Annotated in this window: 13 protein-coding genes; all 13 read right to left on the bottom strand. The window is 62.3% G+C overall.

The features are described 5' to 3' along the window. On the bottom strand, positions 1–1,594 hold a 1,594-nt coding region (locus tag ACKVY0_RS29140), incomplete at its 3' end, for a beta-N-acetylglucosaminidase domain-containing protein (protein ID WP_409218402.1). Positions 1,595–1,696: 102 nt separating this feature from the next. Then, positions 1,697–2,584, bottom strand: coding sequence for a sugar phosphate isomerase/epimerase family protein (locus ACKVY0_RS29145; protein ID WP_409218403.1), 888 nt, complete (start codon positions 2,582–2,584; stop codon positions 1,697–1,699). A 14-nt stretch (positions 2,585–2,598) separates the two neighbouring features. Beyond that, on the bottom strand, positions 2,599–4,677 hold the full coding sequence (locus tag ACKVY0_RS29150) for an alpha/beta hydrolase family protein (protein ID WP_409218404.1): 2,079 nt from the start codon (positions 4,675–4,677) through the stop codon (positions 2,599–2,601). Between the two features lie 85 nt (positions 4,678–4,762). Next, positions 4,763–8,419 (bottom strand): DUF4838 domain-containing protein, encoded by a 3,657-nt coding sequence (locus tag ACKVY0_RS29155; protein ID WP_409218405.1) that lies wholly within the window; start codon positions 8,417–8,419, stop codon positions 4,763–4,765. Between the two features lie 13 nt (positions 8,420–8,432). After that, on the bottom strand, positions 8,433–10,025 hold the full coding sequence (locus ACKVY0_RS29160) for a DUF6807 family protein (protein ID WP_409218406.1): 1,593 nt from the start codon (positions 10,023–10,025) through the stop codon (positions 8,433–8,435). Positions 10,026–10,032: 7 nt separating this feature from the next. Next, entirely contained in the window at positions 10,033–11,091 is a 1,059-nt protein-coding gene (locus tag ACKVY0_RS29165) for a sialidase family protein (protein WP_409218407.1), read from the bottom strand. Continuing rightward, entirely contained in the window at positions 11,088–12,437 is a 1,350-nt protein-coding gene (locus ACKVY0_RS29170) for a right-handed parallel beta-helix repeat-containing protein (RefSeq protein ID WP_409218408.1), read from the bottom strand. Before ACKVY0_RS29170 ends, ACKVY0_RS29165 begins: the two co-directional genes overlap by 4 nt. Positions 12,438–12,467: 30 nt before the next feature. After that, a complete protein-coding gene (locus tag ACKVY0_RS29175) occupies positions 12,468–13,853 on the bottom strand; it encodes an SGNH/GDSL hydrolase family protein (protein ID WP_409218409.1) in 1,386 nt (461 codons plus the stop codon). Positions 13,854–13,906: 53 nt separating this feature from the next. Further along, complete coding sequence (locus ACKVY0_RS29180; protein ID WP_409218410.1) at positions 13,907–17,323, bottom strand: hypothetical protein; 3,417 nt, start codon at positions 17,321–17,323, stop codon at positions 13,907–13,909. A gap of 41 nt (positions 17,324–17,364) precedes the next feature. Further along, positions 17,365–18,264, bottom strand: a complete 900-nt coding sequence (locus ACKVY0_RS29185; RefSeq protein ID WP_409218411.1) for a sulfatase-like hydrolase/transferase — start codon at positions 18,262–18,264, stop codon at positions 17,365–17,367. A 54-nt stretch (positions 18,265–18,318) separates the two neighbouring features. Next, a complete protein-coding gene (locus ACKVY0_RS29190; RefSeq protein WP_409218412.1) occupies positions 18,319–18,936 on the bottom strand; it encodes a sulfatase-like hydrolase/transferase in 618 nt (205 codons plus the stop codon). A gap of 19 nt (positions 18,937–18,955) precedes the next feature. Then, complete coding sequence (locus tag ACKVY0_RS29195; protein WP_409218413.1) at positions 18,956–21,175, bottom strand: DUF1549 and DUF1553 domain-containing protein; 2,220 nt, start codon at positions 21,173–21,175, stop codon at positions 18,956–18,958. A 31-nt stretch (positions 21,176–21,206) separates the two neighbouring features. Continuing rightward, positions 21,207–22,875, bottom strand: a 1,669-nt coding sequence (locus ACKVY0_RS29200) for a serine protease (protein WP_409218414.1), incomplete at its 5' end; no start/stop codon positions are given.

A 22,875-nucleotide genomic window follows, 5' to 3' on the forward strand; every position in this document is an offset into this window, starting at 1 on the left:
GCGCGGTCAGCTTCTCGGTCTGCTGGCGGACGAGATCGACATTCCGAGCAGCGAGGGCGCTCGGCTCGAACCAGCCATAGTCATCCATGACTTCGAGCGCTTTGAAGGCCTCGACGAGCTTCGGGTAGTTCTCCGTCCCAGCGAGCTTCTTCGCCGCCATCTCGCCTGATGCCGCCGGGTCATAGCTGCGGCGGTTCCACAGGGCGTCGGAGATCGTCATGTTGATATACGGGTCCTCGCCATTGTAGGCGTAGAGGGAGATGCCACGAAAGAAGGCGTCGTCATACCAGTCGCGCCACGCCTTCATCGGCTCGCCAGGATACGCGTAGTAAGGGCTGCCGTGGTAGGTGCCGCAGGCGTTCTGCCAGTAGGCGGGCTTGCGCTGTGCCAGGCCCGCGAACCAACCGAGCTGGTCCGCTGTCACCTGGGTAGATTTTACCCGCGGCCCGCTCCAGTAGATGTCGATCGCCTTGGGCAGCTTGCCAATCGCTGCGAGATACGCGTCTCTGGACTCGCCGTAAGTCGTCGTGTCATCCGGCCCGGCCGCGCCAAAGTAGAAAGGCGGACAGAAGAGCATGCGGAAGTGCGGATACTTCGCCGAAATGGCCGCATAGACCTTGTTCAGGAAATACACGTCCGCCTCGCGTGCGGTGCCAAAGTCCCGCACATCCTCGGGACTGAGAAAGAACCGGTAGTCATCGTAAAGCAGGCAGAGACTGCCCCCGGCCTCGGCAAGCGCCAGTCCCGCTTTGACCACGAGTTGAAAATCCTCCTCAGACTTCGACCTTACCTGCCCCAATCCAACGTGGCCGCTGAAGGGAAGGATGGAGTCATACCAAGTAATCTTCAGCGGTGTCAGTTGGGCACCGATCTTCTGAATGTGAGCCTTCCACGCACTGAACTGCGCCTCATCGCGCAACGGCAGCCGCCAGTCCGCCGGTTTGCGAAGCTGGCGGTAGATGACCGCGTTAGCCCGAAGAACATTGGCTCCAAACCACGCCACATTGGCCTGGTCATCATCCTTGAAGGGCGTGAAGGCGCGGATTCCCGGGAACTCGGGGAAGTCCTGAATGCTCGCCGCGCGAAGCATCGGCTGTCCGCTTTGCGCCGTGATGAGTTGGTTGAACGAAGTGATGGCCCACAGCAGGCCGTGACAGTCATGCCCCTTCAGGAAGACAACGTTCTGCGCCCCATTTTTCGCGCAGTGGAGCAGGTAGCCCTCCGCCTTGTCCGGAACGGCCTGCTTTCCGAGCAGCGCGTCATGCGCACCAGTCTCCCCCACGAGAATCAGAGTCGCGCTGCGATCCTCCGCCGAAGCAACGATCCGCGGCTGCACACCGTTCCGCCGGAGGCGTTCGACGAGCACCGCCGCACGTGGGTCCTCCGGTGTCACGTCTTTTCCCAGCAGCAGTCCCACGCTGGCCAGCGGCAGAAAATCGTCACTGTATTGCGCCTGCTGCGGCGTGGGATAGACCGTGCCGGTGTAATAGGGAACGGCCCGATCATCAAGATCCGCGTCCGCGGCGCAGGCCCGATGCGGCATGGACGACAGGGCAAGAAATGCCAGCAGCGGTAAGAGTCGTAGCGTGGTCATGGAACAGGGAGTGGTGGAGTGCAGAGTTGTGTCAACTGAGCCACGAGTTGGAGGAATCGGATCGAATACTTTGAGACGGGGTGCCATTGGCTCAGTCAATGTTTAGGAGCGGAGGTAGCCCAAGCTTCGCCGGATGCTTGCCATGGGATCGTGCGAGAGATCCTGCTCAACGTGGCAATACTGAACACCCGCTTCCTTCGCGGCCTCGATGATCGGATTCACGGGAATGATGCCATCGCCCAAGGACGTGAATGCCTCGACGGGCAGACTCCACCAGCCTTCGATCTTCTCGGGCAGTTTTACTCCGGCGCTGAGGTCTTTGAGATGCACCTGCGTCACGCGGCCTTTGAGCGAGCGAATCAGCTTCGCTGGATCCCGCTTGCCGAGCTGCACCCAGAACGCATCGATCTCGAAAAGCATGTCGGCGCTGAACTCCTCCATCAGCACATCGTAGCCCGCCCGGGTGCCTTCCATCGGGTCGAACTCGAAGGTGTGATTGTGATAGGCGAGTTGAATTCCCGCGGCCTTTGCCGCCGCAGCGGCGCGGTTCATCTTTGCAGCGGCCAGCTTGTAGCCATCCAGATTGGGACGGTCTTTGGGATCGATCGTGGGGATGATGAGATGTTTGATCCCCGCCGCCTGGGCTTCTTCGAGAACCTTAGCAAAGGAAGGCGTGTCAGCCGCACCGGGATTGAGCACCGAGTTCCACTGGATGTGCGTGGAGTTCACCTTCAGGCCCAGTTCATTCGCATCCTCGACGAGCGCTTTGTATTTCGGAAACTCATACGGCTCGACCTGAACGTAGCCCATCTCCTTGATCGCCTTCAGCGTTCCCTTGCGATCCTTCCCCAACTGATGCCGCACGGTGTAGAGTTGAAGGCCGATGGAGCCGAGGAACGTTTTGTTTACCTGCTCCGCCAGCACGGTCCTCATTTGTGCGGCCAGAAAAGGCGTGAGCGCGGTGGCGCGGATGAATTGGCGTCGTTTCATGATGATAGCGTGGGTCACTTACTCTCCTCGCCTGCCGCATCCACCGGCTCGTGCAGCACCCGCTTGTCGGCGGGCAGTGTGGCGAGCAAATCTGGTAGGTCGTAGAAGCTTAGCGCGCCGTGGACGGTGTTCACTTGCTGGTTCCGCGTGCGCGGCGTCGTGGCGACATCCGTCCACGTGCGCAGGGTGCGTTCGAGGCGCGTGCTGGCGAAAAGTTGCGGCTCCAGCGCGGCGGCGTGAAGCGCGGGGACGCCGGCTTCACCCAGGCCGGTGAGGTGGACGGGGCGACCTTTGTTCCACTTCTCCGAGGCGAGCCATGTACAGGAGACGATGTCCTCGGTTCTCATGCCCACGAGGGAATGGCCGAGCAACGAGGCGAGCGTGGCGGCCTTCCAGTTCGGCTCCTGGAGCGCTGCATAGCCGGTGGCTCGTTTGCCCCGCTGCAGTTCGCCGAGGCCGCGCAGGTCCACGGCGAGCACAGTTTCACCAGCGCGGGCGAGGGACTCGAGGCTGCCACCAGGTCCGGCTTCCGCGGCCTTGCCGTCGCCGTGCAGGTAGAGCCGGAGCGTGTCCCTCGCGTGCTCTGGGCGAAACAGCAGCGCGGGGAGCACCGTGCCTTCGGCGTTGCGCAGGGTCAGCTTTTCAATGCGCACCGCCCCACGCTGGACTGTGTCCCCAGTGGTCGCGGTGAAGGCGGGCAACTTCGCGAGCGGGCGAATGCGCGCAAGTTCGCGCACCTTGGCTAGCGCGACAGGCGTTGGGTTGGTCTGCCAAAAGCGTTGACGTTCAGCAGCGAGAGGCGCGGCGGCCGCTGCATTGAGGTCGAAAAACGAACGTGCTCCAGGCTGGCGCAGCACATCGCCCTCGGGTGTGCAGAGGATTTCGCTCTCGGGCTGAATGTCGAACGCGGGCTCGCGCCACGCATCGTCGCGGCCCGCCAGCCACCGACGGAACCATCGCGCCGAGGCCTCGCGCATGTCGATGGCGAGGTCGTGCTTGGTGTCCGCCTCGATCAACTCGATGCGCTCTGGGAGCCCGAGCCGCCCATAGACGCGCTTGCCCTGACGGAAGACATTCCACGCGCCTTGGATGTCGAAGAAATCCTGTGTCGCCGCCATGATGAGCAACGGCCGTGGGGCGCATAGCAGGACGTAATCAGCCTGATCCAGGCCGACGCCAATCTGACTGAAGTGGTTCTGCTCGAAGTCCTGCGGGCCGATGGTTTCCAGCAGTCGCCGGAAACCCGTGAGATAACAGGCGGGCGCGGCAGCGACGATGCGCTCATCCAGCGCCATCAAGTAACTGGTCATGGTGCCGCCACCAGAGACGCCGGTGCAGCCGAGGCGGTCACCGCGGATGTCCTTCCGACTCTCCAGGTAGTCGAGGGCGCGCATGCCGTCCCAAATCATCGCTCGCGGGAGACTGTTCCCCACGGGGGTCCCGCAGATGCCCATCAACTGATGTTCACTCGTGGGACTGCTGAACTCCGGCTTGCCATCTGGCTGACGGAGCTGTCGCCGCTCGCCTTGGCCGATTGGGTCGTAGCAAAAGACCGCCAAGCCCGCATGCACGAGGCTGATGGACGCCTTCTGATAGACAGCTCCCGCCTTCGCGATGTCCGTGTGCCCGCAGGGCATCAGCACCGCCGGGTGCGGCCCGGCCCCTGGCGGCAGATAAAGCAGGCCGGAGACGATGAAGCCAGGCTGACTCTCAAACAGGATCTTCTCCAACCGATACGCGCCGAAGTCGCGCTGCCCCGTCACCCGCGCGTTCAAAGGCGTGCGCTCTGGTAACCCGCCCAACACCGCGAGAAAGCTCGCCCGCTGCCGCTGCTGCCAAGCGCTCACATCCGCCGGAGTCTTGATTTGCTCATAGGCTGCATCGCGACGGTCGAGCGCGGCGAAGGCGAGTTTCTTCAACTGCGTCTCCAACTGCGCGGCCGGAGCCACGCCATCGACCAACGCTGGCAACACCGTCAAGTCCTCCACGGTAACAGCTGGCGCGGCCTGCCCAGGCAGCGAATGCGGGAGCAAGAGCGAGAGAAAAAGGAGCCAGGATGCGGCTGCGGTTTGGAAGAAGTGGCGTTGGTTCATGGTGATCAGTTTTATGGGCAGGATGACTCGGGAAAGGCAGCTGTGCGAACGACCTCAGGTGTTGACGCATGAACTGCGGGTGAAGTTAATTGGTTGGAACCATCTCCAACGCATGCACCGGACGCCAGATGCCACCGGCACCGACCTTGTTATGCACGCGCACGTGCAGCACATTCTCACCTGCTTTGAGTTGATCGGCTGGGACCTTGACGATGAACGGCTCATCATACAAGGCAGTGAAGGCCTTCTTCTCCGACTTCTCGGAGTGCTCGCCGATCTGCCTGCCATTCAGATAGACCCAGGCCTGCTCATCCACGCCGGCGAACATGAGCCGAAGCGATTTGCCTTGGGAGGCAGCAGGCATCGTGAAGGCCACGCGATACCAGCCCTCGCCCAGCAGCTTGCCGATTGCCTCGGTCTCCTCCCAGAAGGTCGGCACCTGAATGGGCAGCCAATCGGTCTCTGCATAGCTCGATGGCTTGAACCACTCGTCCTTCGCTCCCGCCTCCGTCGGGTCGGCGCGGAACCTCCAGTCAGTCAAGGCAATGGTTGGTCCCTTGGCGATCTGTTCTTTCCATTCGGCGGGCGTTTCAAATGTATCCCGGTAGCTCTTCTCGCGAATGATCTTCAGCGGATGGCTGGCGGAGGCAGATCCGTCGCTGTTGAAGGACAGCTCACCGTTGCTCCGCGGATCCTCGATGCCAGCGCCGCCAGGTATCATCGACCATGCACTAACTCCGGTGGAACTCGTGCGCTGGAAATTGACAAACCAATTCTGGTCTGGCTTCACGGTGGCGGGTGGGATGGAGCGCAGAGGGATGGTCATCATCACGGTCAAGCGTTTGGCTTTGGCATCGTGCACTGCGCTGTGCGTCCACTCCGTTTTCCACAAGGGATCAAACTTGCCGTAGCCGAGATTCATCATGTCCTCGATCAATCCCCGTGCCGCCTGAGTGCGCGACTCTGGCCTTAGTCCAGCGCAAAACTTAAAGGCCACCTTCGAGCCTGCAGCCGGCATCAGGTAGGCTTCGACACGCTCCTTCTCGATGGACTCGGCAGTGGCATTGGGTGGCAGGTCGCTGTCGAAGCGGAGATAGAGCTGCTTGTCATCATACATCGCGCGGACTTGCGTGGCTGAGGTGGTCGAGGCGAGTGTCTGCGGCTGGACCTTGTCCCATTGGGGTGAGTCCATCGTCACGGCTGCCTTCGCCAGTTGTGCATTCATTCGCTTCGCATTGGCCAGCGGCGCGTTGCGTTTGGCAGCGGTGTCCCAGTTGAAGAACGAGTCTTTGTAGGGCTCCTGGTAGCCATCATGCTTGAGCTTCAAAGTGTCGGCGCTATGTCCGGTGGGCGGGAAGAGAGTGAGGGGCCAACCCGCGAGTCCTTTGCCCTTGGCGAAGAGTTGGTCGATGGTGGTTCTTCTGGCATCGATGGCGTTGAGCAGGCGGTCCATCGAGGCCGCGTCGGGGGATATCTGGTAGGCGTTGTAGAGATGCACGGTAGTGACCACGCCTTTGAGGTATTCAAACTCAGCGCGCACAAGCGCGAGGCGGGTCTGCACCTTGGGACTGACCTCGGTCTTCTCGGCGAGGGCCAGCTGCTTCTCCATTCCTTGAATCAGCTCAACGGGATACAGAAAGGCAATGATCGACTCTGGGCTGGAGAGGTGCTTGTGACCGCGACCATACATGTCCACAAAACTCCAGCCGTCCTCACGCGTGGCCATGTAGCGTGCGTATATTTCCAGCGAGTTGAAGAGCTGTTCGTAGAAGCTCATCATCGCAGGAGCCGACTTGCCAAAAGCGGCGCTGACATACTCGATGACGAGATTCTTGGCCGTGTGCGCGCCAGGTCCGTCGAACATCCTGCCCATGGTGTAATAGGTCGGTCCTTCCAGCCCAAAGGCGATGCCGCCATTGCCGTCGCGCGCGATGGAATGGACATTGGCCGCCATCAGTCGTTTCGCCGCGTTCTCCACATAAAGGGGCGTTCTAAAAGGGAAGTAACGCGGCATCATGTTCGGGCACCAGTAGTAGAGATAGGTGGCGAATCCCTGGGGTGCGCCAAAGTTCCGCCATGCGGCCAGTTCGTGATCGCGAGTGCCACACATCCCGAGCCGCACGTTGGGAGGGAAGGAGTTGAAGGTCTTGGGCAGGGTCTCGGTGATTGCATACACAGAGAGCGTGACGGTGCGGTCAGGGAACGCCTTGTAGGCTCGTTCGGCGAGGTTGCGATGGAGAATCCAAATCTTCTCGCTCCAGTCCGAGCCGGTGCCGAAAAGCTTGGTGCAGGCCTCGCATTCACACCCGCGAAAGCCGTCGGGCTGTCCGAGATCCACGTTTTGGAAGCCCATCTTGAAGTGTTTCTCGAGGTCTTGATAGAGCAGTTCCTGCACTTCGGGATTGGAAATGCAGAACTGAATCTGCGCCTCGCCGCCGGTGATCTGGCGCTTGCCGCCGAGCAGCGCGAAACGCTCAGGATGCTTGGCGAAGTCGGCTTCAGTGGAGGAGACCGCGCGATGCCAGGTGTGCCCGCCGAAGGTGGAGTCGATGGTGGGAAAGCGATTTTGCGACAGATGATAAAAGCTCACTACCGGAGGCCAGGTGATGTCGTAATCGAGCACGGGTATCTTCTTCACATCCAGATCCGGAGGCACGGAAATCCTCGGCGTGGGCAGATACTCGATGGTGGGTGTGTTAAGCAGATCCACTTTGGCGACATTCGCCAGCGGAGCGAAGCCGCCTTGCTCGGGAAACAAAAAGCGTGTGCCGACATAGTTTTGGAGAAAGTCCGTGACGGCCTTTGCGGTGCCGATTCGGTCAAAGCCCGAGGCTTTCGGGTTATCCGGTCGCCGGCCTGGTGCGGATTCATCGCAGCCCGCGATGATGAGATCGCGTCCGATGGCCTTGTGGACATAGCTCCAACCTTTGCACGCCACTCCGTGACTGCGAGCGAAAGCGGTGGCGCCCAAGTAAATGCCCGGCTTGGCGGCATCGCGGGCGGCTTCCGTCACGATCGGTAACTCCGCGCCGTTGGCTTTGAAAGCCGTCTGGAGCAATCGCGCCACCTGTTGCAGGTCCGCCTGAATCGCAGGCGTCGGAAACGTGTCCGGCAGCACGATTTGATGCGTACTCTGCCCTTTGTCAGCGATCACCAGGAGCGAGGAACTGAGCTTGTCCGCGATCTTCTCATTTACTGCCCGCATTTTATCGCCCCAAACCGGAGCCATGGCCAGAAGGTCGGAGCTGTCGTAACGCTCCATGACTTTCTGCGCTTCCCGCGCCTTGTCCTGCTGGTGGAGAATCGATGCCGCATTGAGGGTCGCGCTGATCGGCAGCCAGCCCATGGACTTGCCCGCGCACTCGAAGGCCCGGTTATAGGCGGCCAACGCCTGTTCCTCGTTTGCCAGAAGACCGCCATAGAGCGCGCCCAGCTCATGCCAGAGTTCGCCGCTTTTCGGAGATATCTCGACGGCCAGTTTCAGATCCTGCTCTGCCTTCGTTCCATCCTTTAGCGCGCCATACGCTTTCGCCCGCAAACCGAGAGCCTCGGTGGCTTTGGCCGGAACGTCCTTCCACGCGGCGATGTTTTCATCTTTGAACTGTGCGATCAACTCAGTCCATTTTCGCTCCTTGGCCAGCTCACGCATCGTGGTGAGCGATGTATCCACATCAGAGCCGGATGCTGAAGCGACAAAGATCGCGAGCGTGGCGAGAACAGCAGTGATGAGTCGGGTCGTCATGTTTGGGGAAAGTTTAAGGTGGTGTTTCAAGACCCAAAGCCTCGCGGAACTTGGCGAGCGACTCGGCCTCCTTGCCTTGAGCCGCGTAAAGATGACCGTAGCTGCGCAGGAGCCTGATACGCCAGGTGGCCGGGAGCTGGCTGAGGTCGCCGTAGGGTTTCAGCACTTCGAGAGCGGCATCCAGCTTCACTTGATCCGTGTAGAGTTTCGCCAGGCTGACGGTGGCGGTGAGCGGCTGCCAACCCATGTGGTTTGCACCTGTGATCTCAATGACTTGTCGATACGCCGCGATGGCCTTTGCCTCGCCATTGAGGTTGTTAACGTAGTTTTCGCCCAGCAGCAACAGTGCGGCCTCATTGCGTGGAGCGAGCTTGAGCGCGGCCAGGAGATCGGCTTCGGCGTGTGGGCCATCCTTGGTGAAGGAGTAAGTCTGACCACGGACCTGCAACGCCTCGCCTGCCTGCTTGGCTGAGTCAGCGGGCCACGATGCGAAGTCCTCGGCGCCGAACTGCTCGCGGAGTTCCTTCCATTTTCGATCCTGGAACATCACCTTCATGCGTATCACGATGGAGACTGTGTCAGACGCATAGTCGTTGTATCGCGCCGCGACCTGTGCGCTCTGCGGATCACCGTGATGGAAATAGAACCGGTGCCGCAAATGGATGCTCGCGCCCGCAGCCAGTGTGTAGTCGCCCGAGTGCGATGCGCAGGCCGCACAGTTCGCGCCTTTGGACGGCGCGCAGATCACCGTCTTGTGATCGCCGTAGTTGCCTTTGAAATGATCAGCGCCGAAGCGGTTGGCGGTCATCAGGCCATAGGTCCTGGCATGCCAGTGCGTCGGAAAGCGCAGGTTCGATGGATGATCGAAGATCGCAATGCCGACGGTCTTGCCACTGGCATCCGGGCCAAAGTAATCGGCCCATTCCGCTCGCTTGCCCCAGGCTGCCGCATCTTTGTCACCCCGGCTGTTGAGAATGCCGCCGCTGCCTTTCTCTCCCTTCTCAGACTCTACCTTCATCGTTCCCGCGACCCGCACCAGCAGACCGCCATCGCGTTTGTCACCGAATACGACGGAGGCATCGGCTGCTTGAAGAACGGTGTCGTAATCCATCAGCAACTGCCGGTTTTCCATCGGCATGAAGGTGAGTCGCACCTTCTCGCGCAGGACGAGTTTGCCGTCACCGAGCCATTGATTCCAGAAGATGACCTCCCCCGTCTTCCCTGAAGTCATCTTCTCGATCTTCTCCAGCCTCACCTCCGTCGTGTGTCCTGCCTTCTCCTTGCCGGGCGACCACCAGAAGTTGAAGCCATTCACATCACTGTGCGAAAATCGAATCGAGCGATGCCAAGGATGATCCGGATCTTCGCCGGGCATGCCATCCTTCATCGGGTAGTGCCGCGTGACGTTCTCTCCATTCGGTCCGATGACGGGATACAAAAACGGCCCCGACCATTCCTTATGCCGCCATTCGGTGAAGACCTGATCACCGACCTTGACCTGAATGCGGTCCGGCAGTTCAGCAATCGAGACATCGCCGCCGCCAAACGCGGCCAGCGGCGCAAGGAGGAGAGCGAGAACGGGGAGAAGGCGAAAAATTGAGGTCATGAGAGTCTCAGTGCTTCAAAACGATACGTGCCGAGTGAATGTCTCCATACAGCTCACCGGGTGAGCCTTTGATCTGTGCCCAGATGGCGACAAGCGTGCCATCGGCGAGTTCGGTGAGCGTTGGGTAACAGATGGACCAGCCGCCGACTTTCGTCGGCCGATCGGCGAGCACCGTTGGCTCGCTCCACGTCACGCCTTCGTCGCTGGAGATGCGTAGGATCAAGGGGAAGCGCAGTGGCGTGGGACCGGGATTGTAAGTGAGGACGAGCGTGCCATCGCGCATGCAGAGCAGATGCGAGGCGCTCGATGTGGCGGTGAGGCCGGTCTTTTCCGCCGCACTCCAGGTTTCGCCTTTGTCGGCGCTGATGGATCGCCAGAGCAGGCCGTCCTTTGTGCGCAGCATCATGTGGACCTTGCCGGATTTCGATTCCGCAATGCTCGGTTCGCCGCCCTGGCCCTCAGGATTGGCCACCGCGCCGAAACGTGTCCACGTCTTGCCACCATCGCGCGATTTCATCACGCCACCGGCCTTCGTGCCGCGTGTGTGAAGCGGAACGAGCAGCTCGCCAGTGGACAACGCAATGCCATTCGCACGTGTGGTGTGATTCGGCTGGTTGAGCTTCACCGGCTCAGCCCACGTCTTCGCGGAGTCGCTGCTACGGCGAAAGTAGATGTCGATTTGCGGATCGAAGCAGGAGAAGAACAAGAACGTCTCTTTCCCTGCGACGAACAGCGAGGGATCAAAGTCCGCTTTGCTCGCGAAATCCTGCAGGACGCTCGCCTCGTCCCAGGTGCGACCATGGTCCGATGAAAACGCCTGCGTGATGCGCTGCGACTCCGCGCCCTCCGAGGGCGACGAAAACCACGCCGCCATCACCCGCCCATCCGGTAGCACGGTGATGCTGGGAGCCAGATTGTAGCCCGAAGTATTGGCCGAGTCCTTTGGATCAGTGCTCGTGTGCTTGAAAATGACCGCACGGTCGCTGATTTGGACCGGAGACGTTTCTTCGGCATGCAGCGCGGCCAGCGGCGCAAGCAGTAGGGCGGTGAGGAGGGTGTGTTTCATCGCTGTGCTCCTCCGGCAGTGTTTTCGATCACGATCATCTTGTGCTGGATCAGTTCAGCCTCGGCGGGCTGCGGCGGTTGTTTGCCTTTGCCGTTGATGCGGAGTTGAAAATCACCGTCGAGCAGCAGCAGGTCCTTCGGGTTCGACTGCATCACGTTTCGCGCGACGAGCATGTGCGGGCTGGCGACGCCGATGTGGATGCCGAAGCGCGGGTTGTTCACCGTGCGATTGTTGGCAATGAGGATGTGCGGTCCACCGGGGCCGTGAACGCAGATGCCGTCTTCCTTCACCGAGTCGTGGCAGTGATTGCCAAACAGCCGCAGCGTCTCCACCCGCATCGCGCAAATGTTCTTGTCGTTGCAGCCCGTGGTTTCGAGGCCCGCCGCCTCGCAGTGCTTGGTTTTGTAAATGGCGATGTTGTGCAGGTTCGCGTCGCGCAGCAGGAGGTTCTCCACCTTGACCCACGAGCTGCTCACCACGCTGATGCCGCAGTTCGCACGCAAGTCCTCCACGTCATCATCGGTGGCCAGTGGCGCCGTGGCGGACTGATGCGTGCGATTGCCATCGATCTCGCCGCGTCCGGCTCCGCCGTGAATGAAAACACGCTCCACGCCCTCCACGACGATGGCCGAATGACTCGTGGTGACGAACGCATTCCGCGCGACGGTGTAGCCCGTGAGTTCCTTGCGGCTCTTGGCATAGCGCACGCCGAGTTTGGTGCCGAGGTCGAGCGTGTTGCCCCGGATGGCTTTGATGGTCGTCGTCTCGCCGTAGTGACGCGGCTGGCGGTGAACGTTCTTCTCGCTGTCATCACAAACCGTCACCCATTGCCCGACTCGAAAGCGGCTGGCATCAGCCACGGTCACACTCGTGTCGCCCGATACCACATCCGCCGTGAGCGTGCTGCGCACCGCATCGGCAACCTTCAGCGTGCCGTGGATCTCGATCTCGGTGCGGCTCTTCGGACGGAGCGCATTGCCCAAAACAAACGTGCCCGGCTGCAGCACCACCTTTCCACCGCTCGCGGGCAGCGCGTCGATGGCCTTCTGAATCGCGATGTCGTCATCCACACCGGTCGCCGTGACGGTCTTTGTTGCCGACGCATCCATTGCGGGCCACGCCATCACGCGACTGCGATGATACCAGTTGTCATGGTCGATTATTTTCCGCCAAGGCTCCTGCTCCACCTGCTCCGGCGTGAGACTGAAGTCCTTCATTATCTGCGCGATGATTTCGGTGCGCGGGGTTTTCTCAGTGACAGCATTCGGCGGCTCAGCGGCTCCCAGTGGAGCAATGGCGAAAAGCAGCAGGGCGGCGAAGGCGGTGCAGTGGAGCGGTGGAGTCATAAGGGCATGGAGTGAAGGACATGAACCACATCACTTCGGCGGAGCCGATGCACGGTAGTCGAGACCTTGCGGCGCTGAGCCGTCGAGCTCGGTGAGGTGGAGGGCTTGCTGCCACTGCCAGGTGCGGTGGCAGGTTTTAAAGACGAGGACGTTCCAGCCGGGGCGCAGCTCGATTTCGCGAGTGGTGTGGCGCTGCGGTTCTTTGGTGATGAGGCCGACATACTGGCGCTGGCCGTTGAGCCAGACGGTGAGGTGGATCATGGAGCCAACGCCGGAGGATTTGAGGTCGAGCTTGAGGCGGCGGGCGGTGGCGCTGTGAATCCAGCGGGCGCCGTAGCCAGCCTCGAACGCCAGGGCGTAGGTGATGCCGGCATAGTCCACGCTGCCGGGATTGGCTCCGTCGGTGAGGTTGATGCTCGATTGAAAGGTGCGCCACTTCAGCGGTGCGCCGCCTTCTTTGGCGGAGGTTTGGGTGAAATCTTCGCCGCGCTCGATAGCGAGGTCGATGGGGTTGGGAGCGAGGTCGGCATCGACGGGCTGGCCTTGCCACGGGCGCAAGATGAGACCGCTGGTGACGAGCCATGGAGGCGGCGCGGGAGGTGCGGCAGTGGTTGGCAGGTTGGCGAGTGCCACGGCCAGGCGTTCCTCGCGCAACCATGCGGCGGCTTTTTCCTCGCCGAGTCCTTTCAGCATCGCCATGGCCACGACGATGTGACCGGTTTGCTGCGGATGGATACGATCGCGTGCGAGGGTAAAGTCGGCCTGGGTTTTGCGGGCTTGGGCGAGCACTTTCCAATACATGGCGTTGGTCGGCAGCACGCTTGCTTTCAGTTCGGTGGCGAGCGCTTCGATGCGTTGATTCATACGCGCCAACACGCGGTTCATCGGCGTTTCGGGATCCTCGGTCTGCGGGGTAATGGTGGCGAGCGCGATGAACTTTGGCCGCAGTTGCGTGCGCAGGAGGCCGATCAGCTCGCGGTATTTTGCTTCCCACTTGGCGAGGCCGTCATCGGTGTCGCCACGCACATAGGGCGCGAGCACGTCGTTCATGCCGAGCATCACGACGAGCCTGTCGGCGGGCTGGGAGAGCGCGGTGTCGATTTGCACACCCTTCACATCGAGATCCTGTTTTTGCTTGGCCTCATCCTTGAGCACGCTGAGCCAGGCATCCACGCCCATGCCGCTGCCGCCGAGCGGCACGAGGTCGTGCGTGCCCTCGGGATAGACCGCGCTGAGGGCCTCGCGCATTTTGAAAACGTAGCCCGCTCCCCGCCAGCCTCCGCCCTGACCGGTGATGCTGTCGCCGATGAAGACGATGCGCGTGCTGCTGTTGCTCGCTGCCGGTTCAGCGGCGAGGCAGAAGCTACCGACGGAGAGTAGCGCGAGCAGAGCTTTGAGGAGGGAGCGAAGAGGCATGTCGGGTGTGTGGACGTGAATCCGAGTTTGGCGATGTGAATCTCAAAAGCGCATCACTCCTTTCGAAACATCCACTCGCCCCACGCCGATGGCGTGAGCATTGCCTCGCCGGGGACGTCGCTGACGAGGCCGCCGGCGGGGTTGTTCCAGTAGAGGCGTTGCACGGTTTCACCTTCGCTGCCGATGAGCACGCCGAGGTCGGCGCGGATGGGCTGCCCGGCAGCGGGCTTCAAGCCGAGCGCGGCGAGCGGGATGGAGGCTTCCCAGAATTCGCGGGGCATGGACTTCGTGGCGGTGCCGCGGGGGGCTTTCAAGGTTTCGAGGCTCTTGCTCTGGGCGAGCTGGATGTGCGGGGTGACATCGGACACGCGGTCAAACTTGATGGTGCGCCACGGTGAGCTGAAGGACTCGCCGCGTTCGCCTGCTTTGACGGCGGACGGCGCGACGGGTGCGTAGAGCCGGGCGATGGGCTGGCCTTTGGGATCGCGGGCGACGAGGAGTCGCACGTCGCCCTCCACGGGCTCGCGGCGGTTGGCGAGGGCTTGCGGGTCGGTGCCGAGTTGGAGGTCGAGTGCGCCGCCGGTCTTGAAAAGCAGGAGCGGGTTCGCGCCGCTGTTGATGAGGAGGTCGCGCTCGAAGGTTCTCACGACGATGTGCAATCGATCGCCCGCGATGGCGACGGCGGCTTCGGTCCACGGAAACGGATCGCCTTGCTGGAAGCTGCCGAAGGCGATGTTGCGCGTTTCGAGTGTCACCCAGGCGGCGTCTTTCCAGTCGGTGATGAGTGCGCGTGTGTCGCGGGACCGCGAGCGGATGGGGACCGTGAGCGTTTGGGCGGCGGGCTTGGTCGTGGCGTCGTTCCGTGCTCCGGGCTTGAGGTCTTGCCGGGCTGCCAGCTCCACCTGCTGCGGTGTGAGCGTGATTTTCTGATCGGGCAAACGCCGGATGGTCTCGAAGCCGGTGACGCCGACGATGCTGGCGTGATTTTTTCCGGCGACCATGTAGTAGCCGCCATCGGAGGTGCGCGTGAAGGTGGGCCAGAAGTGTTCGTCGGAAAAGTTCACCTGCGTCATCGGTGCGTGGCGTTCGAGCCTGGGCATGCGCCATTTCGGTGCGTCGGGTGCCAGGTCGCCCACGGTGCCGATGAAGAACCCATCGGTGGTGAAGAAATACATCACGCCGTAGTTGCTGTTCAGACCCCAGACCTGGCCGAGGCTGGCATCGGGCAGATCCTGCGGCCAGCCGAGCGGGCGTGTGGTGGCGAGGAGCTGGCCGGGATACTGCGGACGGCGCGGCGAATGATGCCCGGCGTGCAGGCTCGGCCACTGGCTGTGATATTGCCACTGCCGCGAGCCGTCCGCGCGATACCCGGTGATGGGTCCGCCTGCTGAGAGCGTCACGCCATCGCGGGAATGCAGCAGACCGGAGGTGATGACGTAGCCTTTCTCTTGCGTGGTGGATGTCGTGGCGGCGGCGAGGTTGTAAATGGGTGCGCCGGTCGCGCTGCGACTGGCGGGTGGAATGCGCAGCAGTTTCGTTTTCGTGCCGACCCACATCACGAGGTCTTCGTCCACGCCGACGGACCTCACGACGTCCTTTTCATCGAGCGGCAGGAAGTTCATCTCGTCCGGCTCGGGCGCGGCGTTGCCATTGATGTCGCTCCATGCCACGACGGCGCGGATGGCGGTGATTTCCTCCTTCTTGGTCGCGGGGTTGATTCGTCTCGTGATGAGTTCCTTCGGGATGAGCGGCAGAAATGCCTCGCGCTGCATCAGCGGCCAGATGCTGGCCGCACCGACGACGGCGAGCGGCTGCAAGGTCTGCTGCGCGTCCTCGCTGTAGAGCGTGATGAGCTTGTCGCCCTGCTCGGGCGAGGCGCTGTGGCAGTTGCTCAGATATCGGCGGTCACCGGCATAGAACACGTTCTGCGGTGCCTGCATCGGATGCGCGAAAAAGAACGGCGCACTGTCGAGCTGCATCCGATACGGGATGGCGACGAGTTCGCTGCTGCCCTTTACCCAATCGAGCCGGAACTTCAGCAGCGCATTCATCTGCCCCACATACATCGTGGACCGATCGCGCGGATCGATGAACCCACCGCCGCCGTATTTCGCAGGGCCGATGAAGGATTTCGCGAGGCTGCCATCCGGTGCCCAGACGCTGATGCGCTTCGGCTCGCGGTGCCGTTCCGCAACCCAAAGCCGACCACGCAGATCGAGCGCGATGCCGGTCGGCTCATTCATGTGCCCCGGATGATAAGCACCGACGGACGGAGCGCCCGGCTCACCGACCGTGGCGACGAGTTTGCCCACCGCAGAGAAAATCTTCACCTGATGCGAACTGCCCGCCTGGCTGACGCAAATGCGTCCATCGTCGCCGACGCTGATGCGCACCGGCGACTCGAGCCCCGAAGCCACGACCACCTCTGGAGCGCCGAGCGCGGGCACTGGCTCCAGCTTCAACGCAAAACGCAGCACTTGATCGCCCGTGAGCGCCACCACGCGACCCGCGGCATCGAAGGCCACATCACGAATGTCGCCAGCAGGGATGCGTCCGAGGATTTCCGCCGTGTCGGTCTTGGCGCGGGAAGGTTTGTCCGCCACCCGCGCGACGAGGATCTCGGCCATGTCGCGCACCACCGCGAGCACGATGCCGTCATGCACCGCGAGGCCGCTCAACGCAGGACGCGGCATGCCACCGCGAAAGTTCTTCGCCGTGACGGGCGCCCGCAGGATTTGGCGAAAATAATCGCCCACCTCGCCGCTGACGCTCTTGAGCGGAGCGTCCTTCGGATCGGTCGTCAGCGCCATGATGCGGATCTCGCCCTGCGTATTGTTCGTGTCATTGCTCCAGGCCGATCCCGTGTAGGCGTAGATGCCCTTCGGCGCACGCGTGCCGCGATCCCGAGCGAGATGCGTCGCTGCGGTCCAAAAGCCGCCGATCCAGCGATAACCCGACTGCTTCTTTCCATCCAAATCCACGCGCACCAGGCCATCGCCATCCTCGGCCATCTCGCTCGCAATCAGCATCTGATCCTTCCCATCCGGAGTCGTCGCCGCCGGGAGAAAAAGCACGGCCTCCGGCGCGGAATGATCCGCCAGCCAGCCGCCGGAACTTTTCGTCGAACCCCACGGCGGATCGCCCGTATTCGGATAAACGGTGAACTCATAACGCGACTCCAGTCCCGCGTGAGTGAGGATGCGCGCCCGATATTCCCCCGGCGGAACCAGCGCCCGCGTGAAGCCGTAGATGTAATGCAACCCCTCCGGGCGGATGACACCTTCATCCAGTCCGTCCCAAGTCACCACCTGCTTCCCGGCGGGAAAGCGCTCGGCATTGATCAAGTTCCGCACCCGCGTTCCATCCGGCCTGTCGATGACCACCGTCACCGTGCCCGGCGCAGACAGCTCAAACACAATCGGCACCGGCCACGCCACCTCCGCCGCCGCGCGAAGAGTCGTGAGGAGCAAAAGACAAAAAGATGAGAGACAGAAAAAGGGGATTGGGGTCTTCATCTTGTGGTTTGTGAGAGAGGATGGCGCACGACTTCGATGTCGTTTCGTTGCGGTGGCCCTTGGGTGCTGCGACCAGCGGTGATGAGCTTTTCGAGCAGGGCTTTCATCTCAGCGACTTTCTCCGGCATGGCGGCGGCGAGGTTTTTGGTTTCGCCGATGTCGTCGGTGAGATTGTAGAGCTGTTCGGCCTGCGATTGATCGCCGCCAGCGCCCCAGCCACCGGAGCCGGGTGCGGGGATGTATTTCCAGGGGCCGTGGCGGATGCCGGGGATGCCTTCGATGGAGGCACTGACGGCGGTTTCGCGAATGGGATGGTCGTTGCCTTTGAAAAGTGGCAGCAGGCTGAAGCTGTCTTCTCCGGCGTTGTCGGGCAGTTTGGTGCCGAAGATATCGGACAGGGTGGCGAGGAGGTCGGCATGGTGGATGAGTTGGTCGGACACGCGGCCTGCGGTCACGACGCCAGGCCAGCGGACGATGAAGGGCACGCGGTGGCCACCTTCCCAGGCGTCAGCTTTGGCTCCGCGCAAGGGGCCGCTGGGGTAGTGGCCCTTGGTTTCCAGCTCTTTCTTGCCGGCGTAGGGGGCGACGCCGTTGTCGGAGGTGAAAATGACGAGGGTGTTGGCCGCTGCGCCACTTTTTTCCAAAGCGTGGAGCACTCGGCCGATGGCGGCATCGGTCTCCATGACAAAATCACCGTGGAGGTTGAGGCCGCTTTTGTCCTTCCATTCGGGGTTCACGGCGAGCGGCTCGTGCGGCGAGGTGAGCGGCAGGTAGAGCAGGAAAGGCTCCGGCTTTTGGGCGGAGTCGGTGATGTGGGCGGCGGCTCGGTCGATGAGCGCGGGCAGGATGGGTTCCAGCGTCCAGTCCTTGAGCGCGGGGCCTTGGTTGTCGGTCATTTTGTTGCCGATAAGGCGGGTGGGCAGGAACTCGCTGGGGATGCCGAGGGTGCGCTAATTTTCGATGAAGCAGAACGGCGGCCAGTTGGGGACATCGGTGCCGAAGTAGCTGTCGAATCCACGGGTGGTCGGCCCTCCGGCGATGGGTTGGGAGAAAACTTCCCGCCACACGGCGCGGTGCTCGTCGGTGGCCACGGCCTGGCCTTGCGGCTTCTGTTTGAACAAGGCCGCGCGTTCCTCGGGAATGGCCCAATCCCAGCCGAGGTGCCATTTGCCGATGCAGGCGGTGCGGTAGCCATGCTGCTGCGCCAGCGAGCCGATGGTGACGCGGTCCGGTGCGATGAGCGCTGGCTCCCACAGCTTGACGATGCCTTTCTGCAACGTGCTGCGCCAATGATACCGCCCCGTGAGCAAGGTGTAGCGCGAAGGCGAGCACACGCCGGAGGAGGAGTGGCCGTCGGTGAAGCGCATGCCCTGTGCGGCGAGTGCGTCGATGTGCGGCGTGGGGATTTTGCCGCGCTGGGGGTTGTAACACTGCACATCACCGTAGCCGAGGTCGTCGGCGAGGATGATGAGGATGTTGGGTTTGCTGGAGGCAAAAAGATGGGCAGGTAAAAAAATGGCTGAGAACGCGGCGAGCAGACTGATGAGCGTGAGTTTCTTCTTGTTCATGTTTTGTCTGCGCTGCGGCTCAATGATTGAAGATGAACTCGGTGGAGTTCAGCAAGGCCCAGAAGATGTCTTCAAAGGCCTGGGGGTTCTTGGTTTCGGGGCCGATGAGGGTGCGGAGTTCCTGCGCTTCCTGGGTGGTGGGGCGGCGGCTGAGGGCGAGGAAGAAAAGCTCTTCGATGACTTCGTCGGGCGTGGCTTTGGTGCCGACGAGGGCTTTCAAGGTTCCACCGGCGGAGAGGCGGGGCTCAATGGTGTCGCCGACGGCCATGTGCAGCGTCTGGGATAGGGTCGGTGCGCATTTGATTTCGGTGGAGCTGACGCTGGCGCGGCTGGAGGCTCCAAAGGTTTTGAAGAAGTTGTCGCCATACTTCGGACCTTCGGTGTTGACCTCCAAACGGGGATAAAAGTCGATGGCCCGGGTGTCGTCGGGGAAGTTCCCGAGTTTTCTGGGCATGCCGGTGACGGCGACGACGGTGTCGATGAGCACGTCGGCCCGCAGGCGGCGCAACGCGGCGTGGGAGAACTGCTGCCTGTCACGGGCGTTGGATGGGTTCGACTGGGAACTGAGCTGGTAGGTGCGTGAGGTGCAGATGTCGCGGGCGAGACTGCGCAGGCTGAAGTTGGACTGGACGAGGCGTTGGGCGAGGGCCTGGAGCAAAGGCTCGTTGGCGGGTGGGTTGGTGACGCGCACGTCGTCCACGGGATGGATGATGCCACGCCCCATGAGCTGCGCCCAAATCCGGTTGGCGAGGTTGCGGCTGAACATTTCATTCTCCGGGGCGGTGAGCCAGGCGGCGAGGGCGCGGCGGGGGTCACCACCGGCTGCGACGGGCTCGATGGCGCCGAGGACTTTGGCAGGCATGGGGCGCTCGTCGCGCAGGTGCATGGCGGGCGGGGCGGCGGTGTTGAAAAAGATGCGCTGCTCGCGGCTCTCGACGCCGCTCTTGCGGGAAATGCCGGTGAAGAAACTGACGAAGCCGTAGTAGTCGTCCATGTTCCAGCGGTCGAAGGGATGATTGTGGCATTCGGCGCACTGGAGCTGGACGCCGAGGAAGACCTGCGAGAAGTCGGCGGCAAAGGCCTTGGGCGTGAACTGCGGGCTGTGCACCAGCATGGTGTAGAGGTTGACCGGGCCGTTGTTCAGGTTGCTGCCGGAGGCGGTCACCATTTCGCGGACAAACTCATTGAGCGGTCGGTCGGCACGCAACTGGCGGCGTATCCATTCGTAGAAGGCATCCGCCGCTTTCACAGGGGTGGCGTCGGGCGCGTAGTTGCCGCCCATCACGCGAAGTTGCTCGGCCCAGATGGAGGTCCAGTAGTCGGCAAAGGTGTCACTGGCGATGAGTTCATCGATTTTCACGGTGCGCTTGTCGCTGCGCGGGTCGGCCATGAAGGCGCGATATTCGGCGACGGTCGGCGGGCGTGCGGCAAGGTCGAGGGTGACGCGGCGGAGGAAGGTTTCGTCATCGCAAAGGTCCGATGGAGCGATGCGCAAGTTTTTGAGGCGCTCGAAGACATGGGTGTCGATGTAGTTGACCGCCGGCGGATTGGGCCACGCAAAGCCGTCGGCGCTGGGCAGCACGATGACGCTGGTCCCGAGCGCAAAGCGGCTGTAGCGGGCGAAGACGTTGGTGTCGCCGGATCGCCCGGCGGTGATGTGGCCGTGTTCGTCGATTTGCACCACCGAGTTGTTGTTGGAGTGGTAGCGCGCGAGGGAGGTGACGTCGCGCTTCGAGCCGTCGCTCAGCAGCGCGGTGACGCGGAGGGAGTCTTTGCCCGTGCCGCCATCAAAGACGATGTGCTTCTTGGACAACTCGAGGCCGACGGTGTCTGGCACGTCCACGGCATCATCCGGCGCACCAGCGGCAATCCAGCGGCGCAGGGTTTCGTAGTATTCGCTCTTGTTGTCAAAGAGCTTGCCGCCGGTGTGCGGCACCGCGCCGGTGGATTTGAGCAGGAGCAGGCTTTGCTCTGGCACGGCGGTGTTGATGCGGCGGCCTGCCATGTCGTCCACGATGCGGAAGTAGTCGCCCGCAGGGTCATACCCGAAGAGCGAGAGCATGAAGCCATCCTTGCCCTTGGCTGCGCCGTGGCAGGCACCGGCATTGCAGCCCGCGCGGAAAAGCACGGGCATGATGTCCTGACGAAAGCTGGCTTCCCTGGCGGTTTTGTCTTCCGCGCGAACCGATGCGGCGAGGCAGAGGCTCAGGCAGAGGAGCGCCCGGTGGGTGTGTTGCAAAATGGTGGAAACTAAACGGGTGTGCATTCGATTAAAGCCTCGGGTCGATACGCAAGGCACCTTTGCCGGTGCGTTGCTCGGTTTGTTGCCCGCCGGAGCTGATGACGATGGCGCAACTCAGCTCGCCGACACGGCCAAGCAGGGCGTCGTCGGTCGCTTCGATTTCAAAAGCTATTTCAGTCGTGTCCTGCGTCAGCACGGGCAGGGGTTCGATGACGCGCAGACCGGCTGGCAGGCCGAGCAGGCGCACCTGCGCGGTGCCGGGCAGTGGCGTGGGGTGCTTCACGTTCCAAATGTATTTTTTGCGTTCCCCGCGTCGGATGCTGAGCAACTCGCTGGTCAATTCCACAAATGGCGCGGCGACGGTGAGCATGGTTGGCTCCGAGGTGACGCGGATGTGCCCGGTGCCAACGTAGTCGTCGAAATCCTCCCGCACCGTGCTGCCAGTGATGGCGAAGATGGACGCGCCGAGCGGCGCATTCGGACCGCCCGTGAGTTCCAGCTCTCCCTCCGTCTTGTCCGGCGGAATCAAGAGCGGCGAGCTGAAGAAGACGCCCGAAGCGAGCCAGCCAGGGCGCAGGCGAACGGCCCCGGTGAAACCAGGGCGGCGGACGATTTTGACCGGAATCGCCAGCCCGCCGCTGCGCACCAATGGAATGGCCGGCGGCTGAAACTCGATGCTGAAAGGCGGTGGCTCGGTGACGGCAAGAATGAAGCGGTCGAGGCGAACCGTGCGCCAGGCATCACCGCCGGCGAAGTTGACGAACGGCAGGTATTGCTGGCAGACGGTGGTGACTTTGATGGCCGGATTAACGGGCCGCGCCTCCAGCGTGATGACGGCACCCGCCAGTGGCGCGTCGGCGGCGGCGACAAACTGAATGGGCCAGTAGGCTTCTCCCCCACGAGCACGCGTGGGCACCAGGGTCACGCCCTTGGGCAGGCCGTGGGCGACGAAATCGAACTCACCGGGAAATCGGGCACCCTGGCCAGGCATGATGAAAAGCGTGAGCATGCGGCTGCTGCCCTGAGGCACGGCGAAACCGGTGCTGCGGGTATCCTCGCACCAGTCGAATACCTGGCTGGGGGTCACCAAAAACAATGTGTTAGGCGGTGGTCCGGCCTCCACGCGGTAAACGCCGAGCGGGCCGCCCACGCCGCTGGAGTCACGCACCTCGAGGACGTAGTCGCCATCCTCCGTGCAATCCCAGATGACCGACGGGTCCAGCATTTCCTTCAGGCCCGCACCGCTGCGGAAAGCGACGCTGAAAATGTCATGCTCTTTGGCTTTGCCGTCCTCGGATTCCAAAATCACTTTTCCCGGTTTGCCATCCGCAGCCACGGAGCGGAGGACGATGTTCGCGTCAATCGTGGAGCCGATGGTGGCGGCAAAGACGCGGAACTGAAGATGCTCGCCTTTTTTCGCGGCAAAGCGGAAACGGTCCACCTCCTCCGGGCCGCTGATGATGCCATTGAGCGCGGCGGGAAGCTGCACCAAAGTCGGCTCACCCGGCTGCGGATTTTCCAGCGCGTTGGGATGGGGGCTGGCGCGGAGTGTCACCGGCGAGGGCGCATCGCCAAAGTAATCAAAGCCATTTGCCGTGGCGGGAACATCCAGGCTTTCGGTGACCTCGCCCAGTGGGTCGCCGAGCAAACGCACCGCCTGTTTTTGGCCGCACTGACCGCCCGCCGGAAACGCCACC

This window comes from Prosthecobacter sp. (genome assembly GCF_046154365.1).
Lineage (GTDB): Bacteria > Verrucomicrobiota > Verrucomicrobiia > Verrucomicrobiales > Verrucomicrobiaceae > Prosthecobacter.

Bases quoted from the DNA above. Each gene is read 5' to 3' on its own strand.
- ACKVY0_RS29145 (WP_409218403.1), bottom strand. From the start codon at position 2,584: ATGAAACGACGCCAATTCATCCGCGCCACCGCGCTCACGCCTTTTCTG.
- ACKVY0_RS29150 (WP_409218404.1), bottom strand. From the start codon at position 4,677: ATGAACCAACGCCACTTCTTCCAAACCGCAGCCGCATCCTGGCTCCTT.
- ACKVY0_RS29155 (WP_409218405.1), bottom strand. From the start codon at position 8,419: ATGACGACCCGACTCATCACTGCTGTTCTCGCCACGCTCGCGATCTTT.
- ACKVY0_RS29160 (WP_409218406.1), bottom strand. From the start codon at position 10,025: ATGACCTCAATTTTTCGCCTTCTCCCCGTTCTCGCTCTCCTCCTTGCG.
- ACKVY0_RS29165 (WP_409218407.1), bottom strand. From the start codon at position 11,091: ATGAAACACACCCTCCTCACCGCCCTACTGCTTGCGCCGCTGGCCGCG.
- ACKVY0_RS29170 (WP_409218408.1), bottom strand. From the start codon at position 12,437: ATGACTCCACCGCTCCACTGCACCGCCTTCGCCGCCCTGCTGCTTTTC.
- ACKVY0_RS29175 (WP_409218409.1), bottom strand. From the start codon at position 13,853: ATGCCTCTTCGCTCCCTCCTCAAAGCTCTGCTCGCGCTACTCTCCGTC.
- ACKVY0_RS29185 (WP_409218411.1), bottom strand. From the start codon at position 18,264: ATGACCGACAACCAAGGCCCCGCGCTCAAGGACTGGACGCTGGAACCC.
- ACKVY0_RS29190 (WP_409218412.1), bottom strand. From the start codon at position 18,936: ATGAACAAGAAGAAACTCACGCTCATCAGTCTGCTCGCCGCGTTCTCA.